22 protein-coding genes are annotated in these 24,465 nt (G+C 68.4%); 15 read left to right on the top strand and 7 right to left on the bottom strand.

What is annotated here, in order from left to right; genetic code table 11:
- Positions 1 to 9: 9 nt before the first annotated feature.
- On the bottom strand, positions 10 to 600 hold the full coding sequence (locus ACWEVR_RS32165; RefSeq protein WP_452469977.1) for a maleylpyruvate isomerase family mycothiol-dependent enzyme: 591 nt from the start codon (positions 598 to 600) through the stop codon (positions 10 to 12).
- Between the two features lie 259 nt (positions 601 to 859).
- Positions 860 to 1,822 carry a DUF5996 family protein gene (locus ACWEVR_RS32160; protein WP_452469976.1) on the bottom strand — a complete coding sequence of 321 codons (963 nt, stop codon included), beginning with the start codon at positions 1,820 to 1,822 and terminating at the stop codon, positions 860 to 862.
- 137 nt (positions 1,823 to 1,959) lie between these two features.
- Between ACWEVR_RS32160 and ACWEVR_RS32155 the strand changes: the two genes are divergently transcribed.
- The 10 genes from ACWEVR_RS32155 to ACWEVR_RS32110 all read left to right on the top strand — a co-directional run bounded on the left by ACWEVR_RS32155 (position 1,960) and on the right by ACWEVR_RS32110 (position 12,670).
- Entirely contained in the window at positions 1,960 to 2,943 is a 984-nt protein-coding gene (locus tag ACWEVR_RS32155) for an AurF N-oxygenase family protein (RefSeq protein WP_452469975.1), read from the top strand.
- Between the two features lie 46 nt (positions 2,944 to 2,989).
- Entirely contained in the window at positions 2,990 to 3,304 is a 315-nt protein-coding gene (locus tag ACWEVR_RS32150) for a type II toxin-antitoxin system Phd/YefM family antitoxin (protein WP_452469974.1), read from the top strand.
- Positions 3,301 to 3,678, top strand: coding sequence for a hypothetical protein (locus ACWEVR_RS32145; protein WP_452469973.1), 378 nt, complete (start codon positions 3,301 to 3,303; stop codon positions 3,676 to 3,678). The genes ACWEVR_RS32150 and ACWEVR_RS32145 overlap by 4 nt, the downstream gene beginning before the upstream one ends.
- Before the next feature lie 101 nt (positions 3,679 to 3,779).
- On the top strand, positions 3,780 to 4,400 hold the full coding sequence (locus tag ACWEVR_RS32140) for a hypothetical protein (RefSeq protein ID WP_067491624.1): 621 nt from the start codon (positions 3,780 to 3,782) through the stop codon (positions 4,398 to 4,400).
- Between the two features lie 91 nt (positions 4,401 to 4,491).
- The gene (locus ACWEVR_RS32135) at positions 4,492 to 4,983 is read left to right on the top strand and encodes an ArsR/SmtB family transcription factor (protein WP_452469972.1); all 492 of its coding nucleotides are present in this window, start codon (positions 4,492 to 4,494) and stop codon (positions 4,981 to 4,983) included.
- A gap of 80 nt (positions 4,984 to 5,063) precedes the next feature.
- A complete protein-coding gene (locus ACWEVR_RS32130) occupies positions 5,064 to 6,707 on the top strand; it encodes an acyl-CoA synthetase (RefSeq protein ID WP_452469971.1) in 1,644 nt (547 codons plus the stop codon).
- A 128-nt stretch (positions 6,708 to 6,835) separates the two neighbouring features.
- The gene (locus tag ACWEVR_RS32125) at positions 6,836 to 8,494 is read left to right on the top strand and encodes an acyl-CoA synthetase (RefSeq protein ID WP_452469970.1); all 1,659 of its coding nucleotides are present in this window, start codon (positions 6,836 to 6,838) and stop codon (positions 8,492 to 8,494) included.
- A gap of 49 nt (positions 8,495 to 8,543) precedes the next feature.
- Positions 8,544 to 9,098: a hypothetical protein gene (locus tag ACWEVR_RS32120; protein WP_452469969.1), complete on the top strand. Its 555-nt coding sequence runs from the start codon at positions 8,544 to 8,546 to the stop codon at positions 9,096 to 9,098.
- A 440-nt stretch (positions 9,099 to 9,538) separates the two neighbouring features.
- Entirely contained in the window at positions 9,539 to 10,978 is a 1,440-nt protein-coding gene (locus ACWEVR_RS32115) for a PepSY-associated TM helix domain-containing protein (protein WP_452469968.1), read from the top strand.
- A gap of 111 nt (positions 10,979 to 11,089) precedes the next feature.
- Complete coding sequence (locus tag ACWEVR_RS32110; protein ID WP_452469967.1) at positions 11,090 to 12,670, top strand: alkaline phosphatase D family protein; 1,581 nt, start codon at positions 11,090 to 11,092, stop codon at positions 12,668 to 12,670.
- Here the strand turns inward: ACWEVR_RS32110 and ACWEVR_RS32105 are convergent.
- The 3 genes from ACWEVR_RS32105 to galK all read right to left on the bottom strand — a co-directional run bounded on the left by ACWEVR_RS32105 (position 12,667) and on the right by galK (position 15,908).
- A complete protein-coding gene (locus ACWEVR_RS32105) occupies positions 12,667 to 12,909 on the bottom strand; it encodes a hypothetical protein (protein WP_356986626.1) in 243 nt (80 codons plus the stop codon). The genes ACWEVR_RS32110 and ACWEVR_RS32105 overlap by 4 nt on opposite strands.
- A gap of 12 nt (positions 12,910 to 12,921) precedes the next feature.
- A complete protein-coding gene (locus ACWEVR_RS32100) occupies positions 12,922 to 14,643 on the bottom strand; it encodes a sodium:solute symporter family protein (RefSeq protein WP_452469966.1) in 1,722 nt (573 codons plus the stop codon).
- A gap of 152 nt (positions 14,644 to 14,795) precedes the next feature.
- Complete coding sequence (gene galK, locus ACWEVR_RS32095) at positions 14,796 to 15,908, bottom strand: galactokinase (RefSeq protein ID WP_452469965.1); 1,113 nt, start codon at positions 15,906 to 15,908, stop codon at positions 14,796 to 14,798.
- Between the two features lie 262 nt (positions 15,909 to 16,170).
- Here galK and ACWEVR_RS32090 point away from each other — a divergent pair, with 262 nt between their 5' ends.
- Positions 16,171 to 17,673: a diguanylate cyclase domain-containing protein gene (locus ACWEVR_RS32090; RefSeq protein ID WP_452469964.1), complete on the top strand. Its 1,503-nt coding sequence runs from the start codon at positions 16,171 to 16,173 to the stop codon at positions 17,671 to 17,673.
- 4 nt (positions 17,674 to 17,677) lie between these two features.
- Here the strand turns inward: ACWEVR_RS32090 and ACWEVR_RS32085 are convergent, their stop codons facing one another.
- Both ACWEVR_RS32085 and ACWEVR_RS32080 read right to left on the bottom strand, forming a co-directional pair.
- Complete coding sequence (locus tag ACWEVR_RS32085) at positions 17,678 to 18,439, bottom strand: DUF6319 family protein (RefSeq protein ID WP_067491611.1); 762 nt, start codon at positions 18,437 to 18,439, stop codon at positions 17,678 to 17,680.
- A 138-nt stretch (positions 18,440 to 18,577) separates the two neighbouring features.
- Positions 18,578 to 19,753 carry an alpha-hydroxy-acid oxidizing protein gene (locus tag ACWEVR_RS32080; protein WP_439267245.1) on the bottom strand — a complete coding sequence of 392 codons (1,176 nt, stop codon included), beginning with the start codon at positions 19,751 to 19,753 and terminating at the stop codon, positions 18,578 to 18,580.
- A gap of 122 nt (positions 19,754 to 19,875) precedes the next feature.
- On the opposite strand from ACWEVR_RS32080, the gene ACWEVR_RS32075 reads away from it, so the two are divergent.
- From ACWEVR_RS32075 to ACWEVR_RS32060, 4 genes are all read left to right on the top strand, one after another.
- Positions 19,876 to 20,085: a hypothetical protein gene (locus ACWEVR_RS32075; RefSeq protein ID WP_067637281.1), complete on the top strand. Its 210-nt coding sequence runs from the start codon at positions 19,876 to 19,878 to the stop codon at positions 20,083 to 20,085.
- Positions 20,086 to 20,367: 282 nt separating this feature from the next.
- Positions 20,368 to 21,135 carry a DeoR/GlpR family DNA-binding transcription regulator gene (locus ACWEVR_RS32070; RefSeq protein ID WP_452469989.1) on the top strand — a complete coding sequence of 256 codons (768 nt, stop codon included), beginning with the start codon at positions 20,368 to 20,370 and terminating at the stop codon, positions 21,133 to 21,135.
- Positions 21,132 to 22,115: a 1-phosphofructokinase family hexose kinase gene (locus tag ACWEVR_RS32065; RefSeq protein ID WP_452469962.1), complete on the top strand. Its 984-nt coding sequence runs from the start codon at positions 21,132 to 21,134 to the stop codon at positions 22,113 to 22,115. The genes ACWEVR_RS32070 and ACWEVR_RS32065 overlap by 4 nt, the downstream gene beginning before the upstream one ends.
- Before the next feature lie 45 nt (positions 22,116 to 22,160).
- Complete coding sequence (locus ACWEVR_RS32060; protein WP_452469961.1) at positions 22,161 to 24,428, top strand: PTS fructose transporter subunit IIABC; 2,268 nt, start codon at positions 22,161 to 22,163, stop codon at positions 24,426 to 24,428.
- The last annotated feature ends 37 nt before the right edge of the window (positions 24,429 to 24,465 follow it).

Here is a 24,465-nt window from a genome sequence, read left to right as displayed (position 1 = left end):
TTCGTTGTGTCAGGCAGTGCGACCGGTGGCGAGAAGTAGCAGGTCGATGGCGGGGGCTTTGATGTCTTCGGGGCCTTCGCCGTAGGTCCAGTCGGTGTCGGTTGCGGTCAATCGGGTTGCGCGGAAACGTTTCTTGGCGCCGTAGAAGCGGCTGGCGATGGTGTAGTCGAGGGCGGGGACGACGCGGTCGACGGGGGTTTCGTAGGGGCGGGCGAGGGGGCGGGCGATGTCTTGGCCGTGGACGATGATGTCGACCAGGGGGTCGAGGACGCCCGCGCCGGGTGCGCGGCGGGTGGAGTCGGCGAAGGCGCGGAGTTCGGTGAGCAGTTCGGCCGGGGTGTGGCGGGCGGCGCGGGTGGTGGCCAGGTCGGCGTTCATCCGGTTCCAGTTGCCCTTGGCGCGCAGAACGGCCACGAGGGTCTCGCGCAGGGTGTCGGTGGTGCTGACGTGGGCGAGGACGTCGTGAATCGTCCAGCCCGGGCACAGTGACGGGGTGGCCCATTCGCCGGGGGTGAGGTCTTCGAGAAAGTCGGCGAGGGCGAGCCGTTCGGCTCGCACCCAGTTCTGCACCTGCGCCTCGTCCATGACCACGTCTCCCATTCGTCGTTCGCTACCGGTACCGACGATGCGGCGGCCCGAAACTCATCGACGTGCGATGATTCCCACCGTGGGGAAGAACTCGAAGCCGAATGCCGTGATGATCCTCGGCGTGGCCGGTGGCGTGGCGATCGGATTGCTCGCCGCGAACTGGAGTGCGATGCGGGGTCGTCTACGCGGTGATCTGGCTGGTCGCGGCGGGGATTCTGCTCTATCGGCAGCGCCGGGAAACAGCGGAGAAGACCACCGAACGGGAGTGACCTCAGATGGTTGCCGTGTCGTCGGCGTGGAGGCGGCGGTCCAGGCGGTGCGGGTTCACGTCGAGCAGCGCCCGATCCCACTCGGCCAGGTCGGCAGCGGCGGCGTAGGTCGTATCGAGGAAGCGCAGGAGGGTGGCGTCGGGGTCGTCCGACTCACGAACCACCTCGTACGGCAGGACGAACTCGCCGAGTGCCGCGTCCCAGTGCGCGCCGTCGGGTCCCGCGGGCCGCGACGAATATCCGTCGGGGGCCGGATAGCTGTAGGCGTAGAACATGCCTTCGGTGCCGCCGGGCCAGAAACCCGCGCTGGCGCATTCACGCGAATACGCCTCCTCCATCACCCAGTTCGCGCAGTTGGGCGCCCCGCCCGGATGCGTCGGCGCGCTACGCCCGGAGAATCGGGTACAGGCCAGGTCGAGCGAGCCCCAGAACAGATGCACCGGGCTGGATTTTCCGGCGAAGCCTGCTCGCCACAGCTGGAACACCCGATTCGCCTGCACCAGTTGCTGCCAGTAGACGCCGACCGCATCGGCGTCGTAGGACTGATGAACGGTGTCCTCGGCGAACGGGATCGCGGGGTCGACCTCGTTCGGTGAGGCCTCGATATCGACCGTGATGTCCAAGCGTCCGAGCACGTCTACGAGTTCGGCGTAGAAATCGGCGACCGTGCGTGGTCGCAGCGCGAGTGTGGCCCGGCGTCCGTCGCTGGTGCGCAGCACGAGTTCGTGTGCGGCGAAATCGAATTCGATGTCGAGAATGCGGCCGTCGACCGGGATGGCGCCGGTGGCCAACCCCCGCGCGCTGACCGTGAACGTGACGTTCCACCAATGGTTGATCAGCGGCGTACCGGCCATCTTCAGCTTGCCGACGATCTGCGACCACATGTGCAGGGTGTCGCGGGTATCGGACCAGGTGTCGACCTTCAGTGCGGGCCAGCGGGCCTTCTCCGGTGTCAGTCGAGCCATCGGGTTCTCACTCCTTCGGTACGCGGCGGGCGGTCGGATTCCGTGGAGCAGCTTCATCCTACGGCGAGTCGGCACTTGTCTGAGACCCCGGGTCTCATATAACGTGCGAGCTGCGCCACACGAAGGAGACACCGCTGATGCTGTCGACAGTCAAGAACACCGCGACCGATCCCGAGTACCACGAGATCCTGCGCAACCTGTCCGAAGGCTCGGTGAACCGGCACTTCGATCCCTATGTCGACATCGATTGGGATTCGCCCGAGTTCGCCGTGCACAGCGACGACCCGCGCTGGATCATGCCCGACGAGGACCCCCTCGGCCGTCACCCCTGGTACAAGGCGCAACCGCTCGAGAAGCAGATCGCCATCGGGATGTGGCGCCAGGCCGGTATCGCCAAGGTCGGCCTGGATTTCGAGCAGCTGCTCATCCGCGGCCTGATGCAGTACCTGATCTCGGTACCCAACGGTGATCCGGAATTCCGGTACGTCACGCACGAGGCCGCCGAAGAGTGCAACCACACGATGATGTTCCAGGAGATGATCAACCGCATCGGCTACCGCGATGTGATCGGCATGGGCACGATCGACCGCAAGCTCACGATGATCATCTGGCCCGCGGTCAAGTACTTCCCCGAGCTGTTCTTCACGATGATTCTCGGCGGCGAGGAACCGATCGATCACCTGCAGAAGTCGCTGCTGCGCGGCGGTGTGGACCTGCATCCGATGGTGCACCGGGTGATGCAGATCCACGTGGCCGAGGAAGCCCGCCACATCTCCTTCGCCCACGAGTACCTGCGCCGCAACGTGCCGGGCATGAACGTGGTCACCAAATCCCTGCTGTCGGTGCTGTTCCCGGTCGCGATGCGGATCATGCTCGACATGATCATGACCCCGCCCAAGGAGTTCGTCGAGAAGTTCGACATCCCCGCCGAGGTGATGCGTGACGCCTACTGGTCGAACCCGGAATCGCAGACCATGATGCGCAACATCTTCGGCGATGTGCGCGCGTTGGCCACCAACAGCGGCCTGATGAACCCGGTTTCGCGCCTGGCGTGGCGACTGCTCGGTATCGACGGCCCCGTTACCCGGTACCGCAGCGAACCGGCCCGCAAGGCCGCCTGAGTCGAATTCGCCATATCCCACTGTACACAGCGATGTACAGTGGGATATGGCCGATTACGAGAGTGTTCCGCTGACCGAATTACGCGGTCAGCTCGGTAGTGTTTTCGACGGGGTGTCCGCGAGCGGACGACCGGTGATCGTCACCAGGGAGGGGAAAGAATTGGTCGCAGTGGTACCGGCGGAAGTGTTGCGGCACGCCGCATTGCCGCCCGCCTATTTCAACGACGACCTGCGCGAACAGATCCTCGGCAGGCTCGACGACCGGATCCGACAGCATTCCGCCGAAGACATCGCCGAGGCGGAGGCGAAACTGAGCAAGGTGATGGGCGCGCTCGACGGCACGAGCGCGAGCCGCCGGTGAGCGTCGCCGACCACACCGCCCTCACCTCGCTTGCCTTGTCCCCGCTGTTCGGGCAGGTCATCATGCGCCAGTTCACCCAGCAGCGCCGCATCATGGTGGTGCCGACGGTGAGCCTGATGGCCGCCATGCGCGCGGTCGACAACGTCGACGAACTCGGCCGCCTGCTCGACAACCGGGTCGCGGTGCGCTGGGCCGATCTCGACGCGGCGGGCGCCATTCGCACGGGAACCACCGTTCCCATCGCCGACAATCACACCGATTGGCCGCTCATCGCCCCGGTTGTCTTCACCGCGCAGAATCTCGACATGCCGGTGCTCACCGCGAAACCCGAGTTGTATCGCGGATACAAGGTGAACGTCGCCCCCATGCCCTGAACTCTATTTTCGCGGGGGCGGGCGATAAACGTGATCCAGGTCTCCGTTACGGTGCCAGCGACAGGAAAAGCTGTACCAGGAACACTCTAGGAGAGCTGGTTATGCAGAGTTTCATGCGTCGTTTCACCACCGCGGTAGCCGCGACCTCGGTCGCCGCCGCCATTGTTTTCGCCGGCCCCGCCGTCGCCGAGCCCACCGAGACCCAGACCGTCGACGTGGCTGCCGCCGTGTCCCAGCTGCGCACCTCCGTCGCGGACAACCCCGGCGCGCTCGCCGCCCTCGACCAGCTCGTCGCCGACGGCACGGTCGATGTCGCCCTGCCCGCCCAGCCGTTCCAGATCCCCGCCACCTCCGATATCGGCCAGAACGGTGGCGGACCCGGCGTGTACGGCTCGGGTATCGCGCTCGATGTCGACGGTTTCCGCTTCGGCTTCTTCGGCGGACCGGGCACCATCTCGCCGAATCAGAACGGCGCCAAGCTCGAGGTGATGTGGCTGAACCTGTCGAACGGGCAGAGCGGGACCGCCGTGCTCACCGAGCACATGGACGTTCCCGTCGACACCACCATCCGCACCGCGCCGCTGAACACCGGCGGCGGCCTGATCGTCGCCGCGGTGTACGGCAGCCTGTGGCACCGCTGGCCCGACGCCGGCCAGCCCGACGGTTACGCCTACCGGCTCGGCCACATCCAGCAGCCGTCGTTCGGCGCCGTCACGCGCTGATTCGCACCGACAACGACACCCCGGGTCCGCATGGTCCCGGGGTGTCGTTGTCGGGGCAACAACGGATCCGGCGGTGGCGTAGGTTGACCGCGTGGATCTGGACGAGCGACTCGAGGCATTGGAGCGGCGGGTCGCCGCCCTCGAAGGCACCCCGCACACCGACGAGCGGCTGCCCTGGGTGGTTGCGCGGTTGCGCGCGGAATTCGACGACGCGGGCGACCGCAACGGCGGCGTCCTGCTGGCAGGCGCGCTGAAGCTGCCCACGGGTGAGCGGGTGGACTGGCAGGCGCAGTACGCCACCGACGCCATCGTCGGCGACATCTGGACCATCGAAGCAGCCAATTGCCTTGCCGCCCTTGCCGATCCGGTTCGCCTGCGGCTGCTGCGCGAGATCGTGTACGGTCGCCGCACCGCCGCGGACCTGGCGGCCATCGCCGAACTGGGCACCTCGGCCGAGATCTATCAGCATCTGCGTCAGCTGGCGGCGGTCGGCTGGTTGCAGACCGCGGGCCTCGGCCGCTTCGAGGTGCCCGAGGGCAGGCTTGTTCCGCTGCTCGCCGCGCTGGCCAGCGCTCAGCGATGATTGGGAATTGTCCCAATTGTCCCAATTTGGCACTGTGACGCAGGCCACCACACTGCTACCGTGAGCAGCGAAGACCAACGATGTGTGGAGGTAGACGAGTGAGCGTGGCCCATCTTCTCGAAACGGTGAAAGCCCTCGGTGTTCTGCGTTCGCGTGGCGTCTCCGATCCCACGAAGCCGCTCGAGACCCTGCGGACGATGAAAGAGTCCAAGATCTACGGCCCGCAGGCCACCCTGGTCCGGCACTCCGCCCGCGTCGCCCCCGAACAGGTCGCCCTGGCCGACGAACGCGGGGAACTCACCTACCGCGAACTCGACGATCAGTCCACGGCGGTGGCTCGTGGTCTGCAGGCGGCCGGGATCAGCGAGGGTATGGTGATCGCGGTCCTGGCTCGCGACCATCGCGGTCTCATCATGTCGATGATCGCGGCGGGCAAGCTCGGAGCGCGCATCGCCCTGATGAACACCGGGTTCGCCAAACCGCAGTTCGCCGAGGTGTGCGAGCGCGAGAAGGTGCGCGCGGTCCTGCACGACAGCGAGTTCCTCGGCCTGCTCGACGCCCTGCCCGCCGACCTGCCGCGCTACCTCACCTGGGTCGACGAGGGCACCGAGATCCCCGCCGGTGCGACAACTTTCGACGACCTGATCGCCGCCAACTCCGCCGAGTCGCTGCCCGCGCCGAGCAAGCCGGGCGGTTTCATCATCCTCACCAGCGGCACCACCGGCCTGCCCAAGGGCGCGCCGCGCACCAAGGTGACGCCGATGGCCACCGCGCAGTTCGTCGACCGGGTGCCCTTCCCCAAGCGCGGCGTGATGATGATCGTCTCGCCGATCTTCCACAGCACGGGCCTCGGTACCTGGCTGGTCGGCACCATCCTGTCGAACAAGATCGTGATGCGGCGCCGTTTCGACGCCGAGGCCACGTTGGCCTCGATCGCCGAGCACAAGGTGGAGATGCTGGTCTGCGTGCCGACGATGCTGCACCGGATGACCGAACTGCCCGCCGAGGTCCGGGCGAAGTACGACCTGTCGTCGCTGAAGGTCATCCTGTTCGCCGGGTCGGCGCTCACCCCGGAGCTGTGCATCCGGGCCACCGAGGTGTTCGGGCCGGTGCTCTACAACCTCTACGGCTCCACCGAGGTGGCCATCGCCTCCATCGCCAACCCCGCCGAGCTGGCGGAGGCGCCGGGCACGGTCGGCCGCTCCCCCATCACCTGCGAGGTCCGCCTCTACGACGAGAACGACCAGCCGGTCCGCGAACCCGGCGCCAAGGGCCGGATCTTCGTGCGCAGCGGTGCCCCGTTCGAGGGCTACACCGACGGCAGGCACAAGCAGATCATCGACGGCTTCATGTCCAGCGGCGACATGGGCCATTTCACCGAGTCCGGCCTGCTCATGGTCGACGGCCGCGACGACGACATGATCGTCTCCGGCGGCGAGAACGTCTACCCGCAGGAGGTGGAGAACCTGCTGATCGAGCACCCGCAGGTGTTCGATGTGGCGGTGGTCGGCGTCGACGACCCCGAGTTCGGAAAACGCCTGCGCGCCTTCGTCGTGCCCGAACCCGGCCAGACTCCCGACGCCGCCGCGCTGCAGGCCCACGTGAAGGAGAACCTGGCCCGCTTCAAGGTGCCGCGCGAGGTGGTGTTCGTCGAGGAACTGCCCCGTAATGCCACCGGCAAGATCCTGCGCCGGGTGCTCATCGACTATGAGGTGTCACAGTGATGTCTCAGGGCTGAGACGGGCGACACAGTAAGAGGCCCGTGCTTGCTATTGTTAGCACCAGCACTGGATCTCGAAGACGCGGTCCGGCCCCGCGGTGACGCGGGCTCGGTCTGCCGAAAGGCTGTTCGATGTCTCTGTCTCTGCCCGCGCTAGGCGGCACGGCTCGGCGTGCGGGCGATTTCGCCCTCGGCGTCAAGGTCATGGTCGACCGCAAGCTGTTCAACCCCCTGCGCCTCGACCATGCCGCGCGCTCGTTCCGCAATGTGTCGAAATTCGGCCCGTTCGCCGGTGTGGTCATGCACGCCGCCCAGACTCGCCCCGGTGCGGGCGCGATCGTCGACGAACGCGGTGAGCTCACCTTCGGACTGCTCGACGAGCAGTCGAGCGCGTTGGCCCGCGGGCTGCGCGCCAGCGGCATCAGCGAGGGCGATGTCATCGCGGTGCTGGCGCGCGACCACCGTGGCATGGTGCTGAGCCTGCTCGCGGCGGGCAAGCTCGGCGTGCGCGCGGTCCTGATGAACACCGGTTTCGCCAAACCGCAGTTCGCCGATGTGGCCACCCGCGAGAAGGTCAAGGCGGTGCTGCACGACAGCGAATTCATGGACCTCATGAGCGCCATTCCCGCCGAGATCCCGCGCATCCTGACCTGGGTCGACGAGGCGCACGGTGTGGATCCGTCGATCCCGACGGTCGAATCGCTGATCTCGGGGCGCTCGGTCGAACCGCTGACGCCGCCGAGCAAGCCGGGCGGCATGGTGATCCTGACCAGCGGCACCACCGGCACTCCCAAGGGCGCGCCGCGCGACAAGGTGAGCCCGTTCGCGTCGGCCCAGTTCGTCGACCGGGTGCCGCTGCCCTACAACGGCACGATGATCATGGCGGCGCCGATCTTCCACGGCACCGGTCTGTCGCAGTTCACCCTCGGGCTGGCATTGGGCAACCGGGTGATCTTCCAGCAGCGCAAGTTCGACCCCGAACAGACCCTGGCCAATATCGTGAAGTACCGGGCGGATTCGCTGGTCGTCGTCCCGACGATGCTGCAGCGCATCCTCGACCTGGACGAGAAGATCCTGGCGAAGTACGACCCGTCCACGATCAAGGTGATCTTCGCGGCCGGCTCGGCCATCGCACCCGATGTGGTGACCCGCTGCCTGGACTACTTCGGCGACAGCCTCTACAACCTCTACGGTTCCACCGAATGCGCGGTGATGACCGTGGCAACCCCCGAGGACCTGCGCAAGTCGCCGACCACCGCGGGCAAGCCGCCGGTCGGTATCCGCATCGTGCTGCTCGACGAGAACCGCAAGCCCATCACCGAGCCGAACGTCACCGGGACCATCTTCGTGGACAACGGTTTCGCCTTCACCGGCTACACCGACGGCCGGACCAAGGAAATGGTCGACGGCATGATGTCCAGCGGCGACGTGGGCCATTTCGACGAAGACGGCCTGCTCTACATCGACGGCCGCGACGACGACATGATCGTGTCCGGCGGTGAGAACGTCTTCCCACTCGAGGTGGAGAACCTCATCGCGGGCCGTCACGACGTGTTCGAAGCGGCCGTGGTCGGTGTCGACGACCGCGACTACGGGAAGCGTCTGCGCGCCTTCGTCGTGCCCGGGCCCGATTCCGCCCGAGATGCCGACGAGATCAAGGACTTCGTGCGCCAGAACCTGGCCCGCTACAAGGTGCCGCGCGAAGTGATCTTCCTCGACGAACTCCCCCGCAACGCGACCGGGAAACTGCTGCGCAAGCCGCTGATCGAGATGGACATCGACGGGCAGTGATCCCGTCGCACCGTCGGGCCCCGTCTCGGCGGTGCTTTATCATCGGCCGGTGATCATCGAGTTCCGGCAGGCGTCCGCGCCGTCGCGTGCCCTCGGCGCGCGCGTGCGCGGTGCCTGTGCGGGCTCGATGTCGGGTGCTTTGTCGCTGGCCGCCCACGGGCTGGCCGCCGGGAGCGCGATGCCCGGCAGCACAACGGTCGTGCTGCTGGCGGCCGTGTCGGCCGTGGTCGGCGCGCTGGTGGCCGGGCCGGTGCGTCACGGTGCGCTCGGACTCGCGGTGGTGCTGCTGGGTGGCCAGCTCGTGGGTCACACCACGATGAGCTGGTCCGGTCACGGACACCACGTGGAGGATTCGCTCGGCCTCGGCATGCTCACGGCCCACACCGTCGCGGCCGTCCTCGCCGCGGTGGTCGTCATCGGCGCCGAAGCCGCCTACCGCGCCGCGGGCGCCCTGCTGGCCCGCGCGCTCCCCCAGCGCTACCGCACCCCGCGCATTCCCGGTCGCGGGCCGCTGCGCCTGACCCACCGCGACCGCGTCATCCTGCGCGTCCTCACCGCGCGATCACTGCGCACCCGAGCCCCGCCTCTCGCCTTCGCCTTCTGACCTTTCTCCCGGTGCGCGCGATCTCGCGCACTGGTCACCAATGCATGCACCCGTGCTCGGCGGCTGTGAGTCTCGTCGGCCGACCGGCTTCGTGCGCACCCGCTCGCTGTGATCGCGGTGGTCGGTGCACTCGAGCGACTCCTATCTGGCGGTTCATCGTGCCGGCGGCTGGCAGTTCGCCTCGCGATGTCGGCCACTGTGGCTCACGCAGCGGCGGCCGAGGCATACCGCTCGAAGCGGTTCGGTGGGCTCGTGCCCGACAACACGGACCTCGTGTTCGCGGAGCACGCCGGCGAAAGCCACGGTAGCTCGTGTCTTCCGGCGCGGATGTCGTGGCTGATTCCGTGCGACTGCCCATGTCTGCTTCGGCGAAAGCTCGTGCGGTGGCTGCCGCTCGCGATGGTGAGCACCGGGTTTCACTACTTCAGAAACGAATGATGATGAGTATTACCGATATTCGTCCGGCCGAGAGTTCGGTCGGGGACGGTGAGCGGACACCTCGCGCACGGCGCGGGATGCGGGTCGCTCCCTTGGCCATGCGGCTGCATTTCTACGCGGGGTTCTTCGTCGCCCCGTTCATCCTGATCGCGGCGCTCACCGGCGCGCTGTATGCGATCGCGCCGACGGTCGAAGGGTTCGTGTCGCGGGATCTGCTTCAGGTGCAGACCTCCGGGCCGGATCGAGCATTGTCGGCGCAGGTGGGCGCGGCGGTCGCAGGCAAGCCCGACCTCGCGTTGGTGGCCGTCGCCCCGGCTGCGGCCGACGGGGAAACCACGCGGGTGCTGTTCGACGATCCCGCGCTGGGTGATTCCGAACGCCTCTCGGTGTTCGTCGACCCGCACACCGCCCGGCCGGTGGGCGAGGCCGTCGTCTACGGCAGTGGTGGCGCGCTGCCGTTGCGGGCCTGGCTCAGCGAGTTCCACCGGAGCCTGCACCTGGGCGAACCCGGTCGGCTCTACAGCGAGCTCGCGGCCTCGTGGCTGTGGGTGATCGCCTTGTTCGGGCTGGTGCTGTGGGTGAACCGGGTGCGCAAGCGCCGTGCACGCAACGGTGCGCGGTGGCTGGTGGCACCGGATCTCTCGCAACCGAAACGCCGGAAGATGAACTGGCACGGTGCGATCGGTGTGTGGACGCTTCCGGTGATCCTGTTGCTGTCGGCGACGGGTCTGACCTGGTCGGCGTATGCCGGTGAGAACGTGACGAAGCTGCGCGAGGAAATGAGCTGGACCACCCCGGCGGTGAGCGTGGCACTCCCCGGCGCGGCCGCACCGGTGACGACCGGCGGCGACCACCACGGCGGCGGTAGCACCACAGCCGCACCGGCCGATCAGCACCTCCGGATCGCACAACTCGACCGGGTGTACGAAGTCGCGCGGGCCAACGGCATCACCCAGGCCGCCGAGATCACTGTTCCGGCGGAATCGGACGCCGCTTTCGGTGTCAAGGAGCTACGCAAGCCGGGCACCTACACGATCGACTCGGTCGCGGTCGACGGCAACGGCACAGTCACCGATCGACTCGCCTACGCCGACTGGCCGCTGATGGCCAAGCTCACCAACTGGGGTATCGCCTTCCACATGGGGCTGCTGTTCGGCCTGGTCAACCAGCTGTTGCTGCTGGCGATCATGCTCGGTCTCGTGGTCATGATCGTCCTCGGCTACCGGATGTGGTGGCAGCGGCGACCCACCCGCGCGGGCTCGTTGCCGATGCCGCCGCGGCGCGGAGTACTGCGCAAGACGTCGCTGTGGATCACGGTTCCGCTCGTCGCGGCGGCCGTGGTGATCGGGTGGTTCGTACCCTTGCTCGGGCTCAGCCTGCTCGGGTTCTTCCTGATCGACGTGGCGCTCGGCCTGGCCGCCCGCGCCTACCCGAACAGCTGAGCGCGCTGTCGGCGAGGTGAAACCGCCTCGCCGACAGCCGCTTTCGGCCCGGCAACCAGTGCTTTCCCCGCGTGCCCGGTCCGTCCGGCGCGGGATGCTTAGGATCGGGGCATGGCGATCGACCGGCGGCAGTTCCTCCGATACGGCGCGGCCGGGTCGATCGTGGCGGCGGTCGGGGTGTCGGCGGCGAGCAGCGCCCCCTTTCCCGCACCCCGTTTCCTGGGCGAACCGTTCTCCCTCGGCGTGGCCTCGGGCGAACCGACATCCGACGGTGTGGTGCTGTGGACCCGGCTCGCCCCCGACCCGCTGGCTCCCGACGGGTACGGCGGGATGCCGGTCGACCCGGTGACGGTCGACTACGAGGTCGCCGAGGACGAACGATTCACCAAGGTCGTCGTCCGGGGTTCGGCGGTGGCCACCCGCGCGCTCGGCCACAGCGTGCATCCCGAGGTGACCGGCCTGGCGCCGGATCGCTGGTACTACTACCGCTTCCGCGCGGGCTCGGCCATCTCACCGGTCGGACGCACCCGCACCGCGCCGCCGCCGGACCGGCCGACGCAGCGGATGCGATTCGCGTTCGCCTCGTGCCAGTCGTGGAGCTCGGGCTACTACACCGCCTATGAGCACATGGCCGCCGAGGACCTCGATCTAGTCGTCCACCTGGGCGACTACATCTACGAGTCCTCGTGGGTGGTCGCCCGGCGCGGCGTGAAGCTGCCGCCGCAGCTCGAGGGCGAGGCGGTCGACCTCGCCGGATACCGGCTGCGCTACGCCCAGGCCAAGGCCGAAGCGCCACTGCAAGCCGCCCACGCCGCGTTCCCCTGGCTGGTCACCTTCGACGACCACGAACTCGACAACAACTGGGCCGGTGAGCACCCCGGCCTCGGCAACGACGTGCACCGCCTGCCGTTCCTGTTCCGGCGCCGCAAGGCCGCCGCGTTCCAGGCGATGTACGAGCATCAGCCGATGCGCCTGGCACAGCTCCCGTCTGGTGCCTCGATCCGCCTGCATCGCCGCTACCGCTTCGGCGACCTGGCCGAATTCACCATGATCGACACCAGGCAGTACCGCGACGAACAGGCCTGCGGCGACGGCAAAGCGGTACTCGACTGCACCGACCGGTACTCCACCGGCCGCTCGATTCTCGGTGCGGCCCAGCGTGACTGGCTCGTCGACGGTTTCGCCGCGTCCACCGCGCGCTGGCATATCCTCGGCAACCAGGTCGCCATGGCCGAATCCGACTACGATCCCGGCCCGGATCTGTTGCTGGGCACCGACGCCTGGGACGGCTACATCGCCGACCGCAATGCCGTGCTCGGCGCCGCGGTCGACCACGACGTGGCCAACCTGGTGGTGATCACCGGTGACCGGCACGAGAACTACGTCGCCGACCTGCACCGCGACTACACCGATCCCGCATCACCGGTGGTGGCCACCGAGTTCACGGGCACCTCGATCAGCACGGGCGGGGACGGCGAGGACTTCCCCGACACCGGCCGCGCCCTGCTGGCCGCCAATCCGCACATGCGGTTCTACAACAAGCAACGCGGCTATGTGCGGGTCGAACTCGACCACGAGCTGTGGCGCAACGACTTCCGGGTCCTACCGTACGTGCGTTCGCCGGGCGCGCCCATCAGCACCCGTGCCAGTTTCGTCGTGCAGGACGGCATTCCCGGCACGATCGAGGCCTAGTGGGTGAAGTCCTCCAGCGTCTGTTCGGGCACTTCGGGCACCTGCACGGGACGTAGCAGCGCCCAGCCGACGAATACCACTGCCACTCCGGCCATTCCGAGCCCCGCCCACAGATTCACGTCGACCCCACCGGTTTTCGCCTCCTGGGCGGCGGAGTCCTGCAGCAGTGAGGTGACCACGAGCACGACACCGTAGAGACCGAGCAGGGCACCGATGATGGTACGGATATCGAAAAGCATTGCGACGACTCCTTATCCGATGACGATATTGAGCGCGACCACCAGCACGAGCGCGATCCCGGCGAGCAGAACGGGTCGCTGATACCAGGGCAGCGAGTCGGCGTCGGCGTCGGTGCGCAGCGCCTTGGGGGTCTCCGAATACACCAGGCCCACCAGCTCGGCGGCCGGCTTCGGCCGGGTCACCATCGTCACCGCCACGCTGACGACGATATCGACGACGAAGGCCACACCCGCGGCGACGAAACTGGCGCCCTGTCCCGACAGCGAGGTCACCCCCGTCTCGTTGAGCACGAACACCACGATGGCGGCCAGCGTGCCGCTGACCAGGCCGATCCAGCCCGCTGCCGCGGTCATCCGCTTCCACAGCATGCCGAGGATGAAGGTGGCGAACAGCGGCGCGTTGAAGAAGCTGAACAGCGTCTGCAGGTAGTCCATCATGTTGCTGAACCCGCCCGCGATGAACGCGGTGAAGATCGCCGCCACCGTCGCACCGATCGTGGCCAGCCTGCCGACCCGCAGGTAGTAGCCGTCGGACCGGTCCTTGCGCACGTACTGCTGCCACAGGTCGAAGCTGAACACGGTGTTGAACGCGGAGATATTGGCCGCCATGCCCGCCATGAACGCCGCGAGCAGACCGGCCAGCCCCACCCCGAGCAACCCGTTGGGCAGCACCTCTTTCATCAGGAACAGCAGCGCCTGGTTGTAGGTGACATCGCCCTCGAAGTCCGGGTTCGCGGCGACCTGCTGCTTGTACTCGATCATCTGCGGGACGAGGACCGCGCTGATCATGCCGGGGATCACCACGATCAGCGGGATGAACATCTTCGGGTAGGCGCCGATGATCGGCGTGCGCTGCGCGGCCGCGATCGAATGTGTGGCGAGGGCTCGCTGGACCTCCACGAAATTGGTTGTCCAGTAGCCGAACGACAGCACGAAGCCGAGACCGAACACGATGCCCATGATCGAGGCGAAATTGTCGGTGAACCCGCTCATCACGTTGCCCGGCCAGGTGTGCAGCTGGTCGGCGCCGCCCGGTGAGGCACTCACCTTGTCCTGCAACCCGTCCCAACCACCGACCCGATGCAGCCCGACGAGGGTGAGCGGCAACAGCGCGGCGACGATCACGAAGAACTGCAGCACCTCGTTGTAGATCGCGGCCGACAGCCCACCGAGGGTGACATACGACAGCACGATCACCGCGGCGACCGCCACCGAGATCCACAGCGGCCAGCCGAGCAGCACGTTCAGGATGGTGCCGAGCAGGTAGAGGTTCACCCCGGCGATCAGCACCTGCGCCACGGCGAAACTCAGCGCGTTCACCAGGTGCGCACCGGTGCCGAAGCGCCTGCGCATGAACTCCGGTACCGAACGCACCTTCGAGCCGTAGTAGAACGGCATCATCACCACGCCGAGGAACAGCATGGCGGGCACGGCGCCGATCCAGAAGTAGTTGAACGTGGGGAAGCCGTACTGGGCCCCGTTGGCCGACATGCCCATGATCTCCACCGCGCCCAGGTTGGCGGAGATGAAGGCGAGGCCTGTCACCCAGGCGGGTAGCGACCGTCCGGACAGGAAGAAGTCGACGCTCGAGGACACGCGGCTGCGCGCGATCAGGCCGATACCGAGGACGAAGACGAAGTACAGGGCGACAAGCGCGTAATCGACCGGAGCCGCGTCCAGCCGCAGCGACGACGAGGCATCGAGCACGACCGAGGGCGAATGAGCAAGCGGCACAGTGGATCCCTCCTGGACTGGGAACCGGGCGGCGTAGAGCGTCGTTCACACGGCGCGGGCTGCGACGCCCGCCGAACTGTTTTCGGTTGGTACCACTGTGCGCGATTGTGCCCCGCGTCACACCCGAAACGGGTGAACAATTGGGCAACCGTTCAATCCAGTTTGCGCGCGCCCGCCCCCGGTTCGGCCGTGATCACCCGTGGCGCGGCCAGGCCCGCCGCCGCGAAGCGCCGACCGATCGCGGCGCCGATCCGGTCGGCATCGGCGCGTTCGACCAGGGCGAGCACGCTGCCGCCGAAACCGCCGCCGACCATCCGCGCACCGTAGGCGCCCGCGTCGAGCGCCGCGTCCACGGCGAGGTCGAGCGCCGGTGTCGAGACTTCGAAGTCGTCGCGCAGTGACCGGTGGGAGGCGGTGAGCAGCGGGCCGATGGCGCGCGGGTCGGCGCCGGAACGCAACCGCGAGACCACGTCGAGGACGCGATCGTTCTCGGTGACGACGTGGGTCGCCCTGCGGCGCAGCACCGGATCGTGCAGCCGGGCCATGTTCAGCTCGGTGGCGTCACGCAGCGCGTGGACGCCGAGGACGGCGGCGGCGGCCGCGCATTCGTTGCGGCGCTCGGCGTAGCCGCCGTCGGCCAGGTCGTGTGGGTGACCGGTGTCGGCGACGATCAGCGCCAGCCCCGCGGCCCGCAGGTCGAACGGGATCTGTTCCACCGCACCGGCTTCGGCGTTCAGGTAGGCACGCACATCGAGGAACAGGGCATGGCCCTCGGTACACAGGATGGCGGCGGACTGGTCGAGGATGCCGGTCGGCACACCGGCGAAACCGTTCTCGGCCGCCCGCGCGATCCGCACCATCGCCCGGTCGTCGAGGCCGGGCGCGAACAGGTCACGCAGGGCTATGGTCACCGCGCAACACAACGCCGCCGAACTCGACAGGCCCGCACCGATCGGCACCGCGCCGTCGAGTTGGAGATCGACCCCGGTGATCGGGCGCCCACCAGCGACGAACTCGCCCACCACACCGAGCGGATAACGCGCCCAGCCGGGCAGCTGATCCCGTTGCCCGGCAAGATCGTCGAGGGCCAGTTCGACGTCCTCACCCGGCCGCTGCGCCGACCCGACCCGCACCCGGCCGTCCGTGCGCGCCCCGGCCGCGCACACCACCCCCAGCGACAACGCGATCGGCAGCACGAACCCGTCGTTGTAGTCGGTGTGCTCGCCGATGATGTTGACCCGGCCCGGCGCGATCCACCTGTCCACCCACACTCCCTTCTCACCGCCCCCGATCACCACCCCTGCAGACCATCAAACACCGTCTACCCATGCGGCAGCCGAATCCCCATCGCGACGGCGCGGGACGTGTCATGATCGACTCAGTTGTAAAGGTTTTTCAGCGTCGGCGCGCCCGCCGGCCGGGAATTCCACTCGGACAACGACACTCGGTGCTCCTCGGCCGACACCCCGAACCGAATTCCCGGCTCCACGTTTCATCGGCGCGCCGCGGCGGATCGAGGGGGATCTGATGAAGGTCGGCACAGCACATCGGAGTGGTACGCGCTGGTGGACGCCTTCGCTCGGCGCGGTGGGGGTCATCGCGATCGCACCACTACTCGGCGGGCGGCGCCTGTCGTTCCTGCTGCTCCTGATCGTGGCCGCGGGCAGTCTGACGATGATCGGCGTCGGCCTGCGCCGGTTCCGGCCCGCCAACCGGCTGCCGTGGTGCCTGCTCGCCACGTCCATCCCCCTTTTCGCCGCAGGCACCACGATCCGGGAACTGGACACGCACACCACCTGGCACCCGGCCGACGATCTGAGCACCCTGGCCGCCTACGTGTGCCTCGCGCTGGCCGCCGTCGGCTGGTTGCAGCCGCGCAGGCTCGCCGGGGCGTGCGACTCCTGGCTCGACTCGACCCTCATCGGGATCAGCGCGCTCCTGACCTCGTGGACGTTCCTGATCTCGCCGATTCTGCGCCACAACACCGGTGTCGACGCGGTGATCGCCGCGAGCTACCCGGTGATCGACGCGCTGCTGCTCACGGCGCTGGCGCATTCGCTCGTCACCGTCGCCCGGTCGGATATCGCCCTGCGGCTGCTGCATGTGGCACTGCTCGCGGTGCTGGTCTCGGGAGCGGTCGAAAGTCTCTCGGCGGCAGGCTTTCTCGCAGCCCAGAACCCATTCGGTCTGGTGCCGCACCAGCTGGCCTATCTGCTGGCGGGGCTGGCCGCGCTGCACCCGACGATGGGCGTGAGCCGCGACGGCGCCGAAGCCCATCCGCACCGGTCGCGCAGGCGGGCGGGCGTGATCGCGGTGGCGTTGGTCGGTGCCTCGCTGATGAGCGTGGTCGGCACCGACCTCGGCATGGGCGACCGGATGGTGATCTGCCTGCTGCTCACGTCGCTGCTGGTCGGGGTGCTCGTGCGCAGCGAACGCGCCATCGCCCGCAGTCAGTTCAGCGAGCGCCGCGCCCAGTACCGGGCCGACCACGATGTGCTCACCGGACTGCTCAACCGGGCCGCACTGCTGCGCGCACCGCAGCGGCTGCGCGCGCAGTGGGCGGGAAAGCCGTTGTGCCTGTTGTTCATCGACCTCGACGGCTTCAAGATGGTCAACGACAGTTACGGCCACGCGATCGGCGACGAGCTGATCGCGCGGGCCGCGTCCCGCATCCGTCGCACGGCGCGGCGCACCGATGTGACCGCCCGCTACGGCGGCGACGAATTCGTCGTCCTGTCTCCGCGCACCCGCGCCGAGGCGGCGGTCCTGGCCGAACATCTGCTCGGCGCGTTCGTGCGACCCTTCGAGCTGAGCTGCGGGGAAATCCCCATCACCGCCAGTATCGGGGTGGCGTGCGTGCGCACCCGGCCCAGCGACACCACCGTCTACGACCTGATCCGCGAGGCCGACGCAGCCATGTATCACGCCAAGGAACACCGCCTCGGCCTGACTTTTCACGACGACATGCACCGGCCGGGCTTCCGGCGGGCGCTGCGCCGCGCCGCCGACCCGACGAGTACGGCGGTGTGAGGTGTCAGTCCCCTAGTTCGGCGAGCAGCCTTTTGGCCGCCTCCAGTTCGGCCTGCAGCTGAGCCACCTTGGCCTGCTGCACCTCCCGCGCGGCTTCCAGGATCCCGGCGACCACTTCCTCGACCTCCGGGTGCAGGATCTTGGCGGCCTGGGCGACCGCGCCGCTGTTCACCGCGAGCCCCTTGACGCTGCGCTTCTTGCCGTTCACGACGTCGACGGTCCATTCGCCGTCGGCGGTGCCGGTGAGCGTGACGGTGACCTCGGGCGCCTTGGGCTTGCGCGCCGCCGTGGCCTTGGCCGGACGCGGCGCCGCCGGTTTCGCTGCGGCGGTGGCCTCGTCGGGCACGGGCGCGAGCGAACGCGGCGCGGCGGGCTTCGGCGCGGCACTCGGCGGAGACGAGGGCTGGGTCACGGGGGTGTCCTTTCGGTTGCTCGGCTCGGGAACGTGGTGCGTGGCGGGCTTGGCGCCGCCGGGCGCAACGGTAGTCCCGCGGGCCGGCTTGGTCAGCGTCACCTCGCTCGGGCCGAACGAGAGCACGTCTTTGGAACCGGTCGGGCGCACCTGCAGGAAGTCGCCGTCGGCCGGGTCACCGAGCGCGACGATCTTGCCGGACTTGCCCTCCTCGATGCCGACGGCCGCAGAGGTGAACCACACCATCGGAGGTTTGCCCTCGGCCAGCTCGCCTGCGATGCGCGCGAGCTCGGCCTCGGACAGTACCGGAGGAGCTGATCGACGGGATGCGGACTTGGTGCTCGGCGAGGACATCGTGGACTCCGGGAGGTTGGTGCGTGCTAGAGCGTGGTGTGCCCCTGATGATGCCGCACCCCACCGACAAGTTCCGGCCGAGGCCGTGGACCGGCCCCCAAAACCAGCCCCGGGAGCGGATTCTGGAGGCCGAGGACCTCAGCCGCGGGTGGCGTTGCCGTGGATGCTCGGACGGATGTTGGCGCGCACGGCGGCCACATCGGGGTAGCCGTTGACGGCCAGCAGCAGGTCGGCCTCGGCGGCGTAGGCCCGCAGCAGATGCACCAGACCGCGTACCCCGCCCAGAGCCAGCGCGTAGACGTAGGGCCTGCCGATACCGACCATCGTCGCACCGAGTCCGAGCGCCTTCACCACGTCGGCTCCCGAACGCACGCCGGAGTCGAACAGCACCGGCACCCGGCCGTCACACGCGGCGGCGACCTCGGGCAGGGTTTCCAGCGCGCTGAGCCCGCCGTTGGCCTGGCGGCCACCGTGATTGGAGCAGTAGATGCCGTCGGCGCCGAGGTCGATGGCCCGGCGCGCGTCGTCGGGATGGGAGATGCCCTTGAGGATCAGCGGCAGGTCGGTGAGTGAGCGCAGCCAGGTCAGGTCGTCCCAGGTCAGCGAGTGGCCGAAGGTCGAAACCCAGTGCAGCACAATCATCTTCGGGTCGTCGGAACCGACCATCGCCTGGAACACCGGGTCGCTGGTGTAGTTCTTCAGCACATGGCCACGCAGCTGCGGGAAGTTGCCGCTCGACAGGTCGCGGGGGCGCCAGCCGGGCACCCAGGTGTCGAGGGTGACGGTGATGCCCGCGTAACCCGCGGCTTCGGCGCGGTGCACGAGGCTTTCCGCGAGTTCACGGTTCTTGGGGGTGTAGAGCTGGAAGAACGACGGGGTATCACCCGCGTGCGGGCGCACCTCTTCCAGGGGGTCTTCCATCAGCGTCGAATACATCGCGGGCACACCGGTTTCCGCCGAAGCCTTGGCGATCGCGATGTCACCGTGTCCCTGTTCACCGACCAGACCGATCACGCCGACCGGCGCCAGGAACAACGGACTGGCGAAGGTGTGCCCGAACGCGCTGACGGTGAGGTCGCGTTCGGTCGCGCCCACCAGCATGCGCGGCAGCAGCCCCCAATCGGCGAAGGCTTCGGCATTGCGGCGCTGGGTGAGCTCGTCACCGGCGCCCCCGGCGATGTAATGCAGCAGCGTATCGGGCAGGGCGGCGGTGGCTTTACGCTCGAGAGTGGCGTAGTCCATGGGGAATTCGGGCAGAACACCCCCGAGCGCGGTGAGATAGATCTCGTTCTGATAGTCGGCGAACTGACTCATCGCTGAACTTTCGCACGCGACCCGCCCTCGCGCGCCGCCGGGGCCATGTAAGGTGCGTCATACTCCAACGTAGGCAGCACCTACCCCCAGCAGCGCGTTCCGAGATTGTGAGTGCCCCTGTCGTGACCGTCGTCGAACACTCGGCCGCTCCCGCCGATCCGGATGTAGCACTGGCCGAACGCATCAACTGCGACCGCGTGCGCCACCTGACCCGGCTCGCCCTCGGCCTGTCCCAGGATTCGATGGATCTGCTCACCTCTGTCACCGATCGACTACGCGCCGCCGAAGGCGCGTTACGCGATCCGCTCACCAGCGACCTCGGCTTCGACTGACAACTCCCCCTGAATTCCGAGCGCTCGACGCTCGACAATTTCGGCTCCGCGCCGTAGAGCGCGCAGCCGTGCGCAGGCCCCATCGCGCGGCCCCGTCCCGGCCCCGACTGTGCGGCCGCCTTCCGTTCTGCCCGCGTTATGCGGATGTCTCTCTCGCCCGGCTGCCACGGCACCGTCATACCCTTCAGCAACGATTGTGACTCGGCTCACCAAAAATCGTTGACAAAGCCACACAAGTGGGCATAAAACAACATGAGTACACATTCAGGAACCGGAGGAACCATGTACGCCGAGGAACGGCAACAGGCCATCGCGACCCTCGTCGGGCAGCGCGGTCGCGTCTCCGTCGCCGAACTCGCCGACAAATACGGGGTGACCACCGAAACCGTCCGCCGCGACCTGGCCGTACTCGACCGGCTCGGGCTGATCCGCCGAGTGCACGGCGGAGCGGTCGGGGCGGGCGCGCTCACCACCATCGAGCTGGGCACCGTCGAACGCGACAGCACCCGCGCCGCCGAGAAGGACCGCATCGCCGAACTCGCCCAGCGCTACCTGCCCGCGTCCGGTGGCAGCGTGCTGTTCGACGCGGGCACGACGACCTCGCGGGTCGCAGCCGCCCTGCCGGTCGATCTGGATCTGGTGGCCGTCACCAACTCGCTGCCCGTCGCCACGCGCCTCACCGGGTACGCCGGGGTGCGGACGCATCTGCTCGGTGGGCGCGTGCGCGGTGTCACCCAAGCCGCCGTCGGGGCCGAAACCCTGCGCGTACTCGGTGAATTACGCGTCGACGTCGCGTTCGTCGGCACCAACGCGCTCACCGTTCGGCACGGCCTGTCCACCCCCGACCCGGAGGAGGCCGCCGTGAAACGGGCCATGATCGCGGCCGCCGACCGCGTGGTCGTCGTCGCCGACGCCTCCAAGATCGGACGCGAGGACTTCGTGAGCTTCGGTACCACCGCCGATATCGACGTGCTGGTCACCGACACCGACATACCGCCCGCCGCACACGACGAACTGATCGCCGAGGGAATCGAAGTGGTGCTCGCATGATCGTCACACTGACCGCGAACCCGAGTGTCGACCGGACGGTGACACTCACCGAACCGCTGCGCCCAGGGCAGGTGCACCGCGCGGCGAACGTCACCTCCCAGCCCGGCGGCAAGGGCGTCAACGTGGCACGCGTGCTCACCTCGGGCGGAGTGTCCGCGCTCGCCGTCCTGCCGGGCACCGAGGACGACCCGGTGGTGAGCGGACTGCGCGGCGCGGGCATCGCGTTCCGTGCCGTGCCGACCGTCGGCGCCCCACGGACCAATCTCACGATCGCCGAAATAGACGGCACCACAACGAAAATCAACGAACCCGGTCATCCGCTGCGAGCACCGGAACTCGACGCGCTCGCCAGTGCGCTGGCAGAGGCAGCCGCGGGCGCTTCGTGGATCGTGCTGTCCGGTTCCTTGCCGCCCGGTGTGCCCGTGGATTGGTACGCGCGGCTCGTGGGTGAGCTGTCCGCCACCGGCTCGGCCAGGATCGCGGTCGACACCTCCGAGGCGCCCTTGCTCGCCCTGTTCGACGAACCGGGCTCTGCCGCACCGGATCTCATCAAACCGAACAGCGAGGAGCTGGCCCAGCTCACGGGGCTCGACGCTGTCGACCTCGAGAATCCCACGGCCGCGGCGCAGGCCGCCACGTCACTGATCGAGCACGGCGTCGGTGCCGTGCTCGCCACCCTCGGTGCGGCGGGAGCAGTGCTGGTCACCGCCGAGGGCGCCTGGTTCGCCGGTGCGCCGCCGATCGTCGCGCGCAGCACGGTCGGCGCCGGCGATTCCGCACTGGCCGGGTACCTGCTCGCCGATCTGGCGGGCCTCGACCCGGCCGATCGGCTGCGCGCCGCCGTCGCCTACGGCAGCGCCGCCACCGCGCTGCCCGGGACGGAACTGCCGGGCCCCGCCGACATCCTGCTCGAAGCCGTCATGGCCCACCCGCTCCCGGACGCGCTGCCGAAGGCACTGGGCGACACCGCGACCAGCTGACCTCCCGTTCGATCCCGCTCCACCCGACACCGGAAAGACACGACGATGGCCGATTCGATCATCACCCAAGACCTGGTCACGCTCGACGCCGACTTCGGCGCCGACAAGCAATCGGTCATCACCGCACTGGCAGGCACGCTGGCCGCGCAGGGCCGGGCCACCGACGCGGGCGCCGTCAGCGAAGCCGCGCTGAACCGGGAGGCCCAATCGGCGACCGGATTACCCGGCGGCATCGCGATCCCGCACTGCCGGGCCGCTGCCGTCACCGCCCCCTCGCTCGCCTTCGCCCGTCTCTCTCCCGGGGTCGACTTCGGCGCACCCGACGGACCGGCCGACCTGGTGTTCCTCATCGCCGCCCCCGAAGGCGCGGGCGCGGACCACATGAAGCTGCTGTCGTCCCTGGCCCGGGCGCTGGTCCGCCCTGCCTTCGTCAACGACCTTCGCTCGGCTGTCACGCCCGCCGAGGTTGTCGCGCTGGTCGACGGGGTGATCAATCCCAAGCCTGCGTCCGGCGCTCCCACAGCCGCGGGCGCGGCAGATTCGGCAGCGGGTGCGACCAGTGCCACCGGTGCGAGCTCTGCCGCAGCATCAGCGGCAGCCGGCACGACCGATGCTGTCGGTGCGGGTACGGCCACTGCCTCATCGTCCGACGCGGGAGCGACCGGTGCGGGAGCGACTTCCGCGTCCGGTGGAGATGACTCATCCGATGCCGCCGGTCATGCGGCATCGAGCGGTGACGCGGTTACCCCAGCTGACGCGACGGACCTGAATAAAGCGGCGACGGGTGGTGCGGTGGGTGCCGACGGCACGACTCGTCGAGGCGACGCGAGTGAGACCGCCGGCGCAGGAACACCGATGAAGATCGTGGCGGTCACGGCCTGCCCGACCGGCATCGCCCACACCTATATGGCCGCCGATTCCCTCGCCGCCGCCGCAGAACGGGCAGGCGTCGACCTCGCGGTGGAGACGCAGGGATCCAGCGGTGGGGACAAACTCGATCCGGGAACCATCACCGGCGCCGACGCGGTCATCTTCGCCACCGATGTGGGAGTGAAGGATCGGAGCCGGTTCGCGGGGAAACCGGTCATCGAATCCGGCGTGAAACGAGCCATCAACGAACCGGACACCATGATCGCCGAGGCGGTCGCGGCCGCACGAACCCCCGGCGCCACCATGGTCGGCGGGGCGTCACCCGCGACGGGTGAGACGGCGGCCAAGGGCATCGGGTGGGGTACGCGGCTGCGGCAGATCCTGCTGACCGGCGTGAGCTACATGATCCCGTTCGTCGCGGCGGGCGGTCTGCTGATCGCGTTGAGTTTCCTGCTCGGCGGTTACGAGATCTCCGACAGCGCCAAAGACATCGTGCTGAACAATTCGCTCACCGACCTGCCCGACGGCGGTCTGGCCACCTATTTCGCCGCCGTGCTCAACCAGATCGGTGTGCTCGCGTTCGGCTTCCTCGTTCCGGCGCTGGCCGGGTACATCGCCTTCGCCATCGCCGACCGGCCGGGTCTGGCGCCGGGTTTCACGGCGGGCGCGATCGCCCTCGTCGTCGGCGCGGGCTTCCTCGGCGGCCTCGTCGGCGGTCTGATCGGTGGTTTCGCGGCGCTGTGGGTGAGCAAACTGCCCGTCCCCACGTGGGCGCGCGGACTGATGCCCGTGGTGGTGATTCCGCTGCTGGCCTCGCTGATCGTCGGTGTGCTGATGTTCGTGCTGCTCGGCAAGCCGCTGGCGGCGGTCACCGACGCGCTCACCGACTGGCTCGGCGGTCTTTCGGGTAGTTCGGCGATCGCGCTCGGGGTGATCCTCGGCGTGATGATGTGCTTCGACCTCGGCGGCCCGGTGAACAAGGCGGCCTACTCGTTCGCCGCCGCGGGCCTGTCGGTCACCGACAACACCACCTTGCGGATCATGGCCGCGGTGATGGCGGCGGGCATGGTTCCGCCGCTCGCGATGGCGCTGTCGACCACGCTGCGGCCCCGGCTCTACACCGAGGCCGAGCGGGAGAACGGCAAGGCGGCCTGGCTGCTCGGCGCCTCGTTCATCTCCGAGGGCGCCATCCCGTTCGCCGCGGCCGACCCGCTGCGCGTGCTGCCGTCGATGATGGTCGGCGGCGCGGTGACCGGCGGCATGGTCATGGCCACCGAGGTCACTTTGAGCGCACCGCACGGCGGGATCTTCGTGTTCTTCGCCATCGGCCACGTGCTGTGGTTCATCGTGTCGGTGCTGGCGGGCACCGTCGTCGGCGCCGCCTGCGTCACCCTCGCCAAGGAGTTCACCGGCAAGAAGTCACCCGCTCTGGCCACCGCGTAAGTCCCCCTCGCACAACGTCACCTCGGACAACAAGGAG

The sequence above is a fragment of the Nocardia sp. NPDC003979 genome (assembly GCF_053605015.1).
Note: the sequence above shows the minus strand (reverse complement) of the source record. Positions and strands in the feature narration are given on the sequence as shown.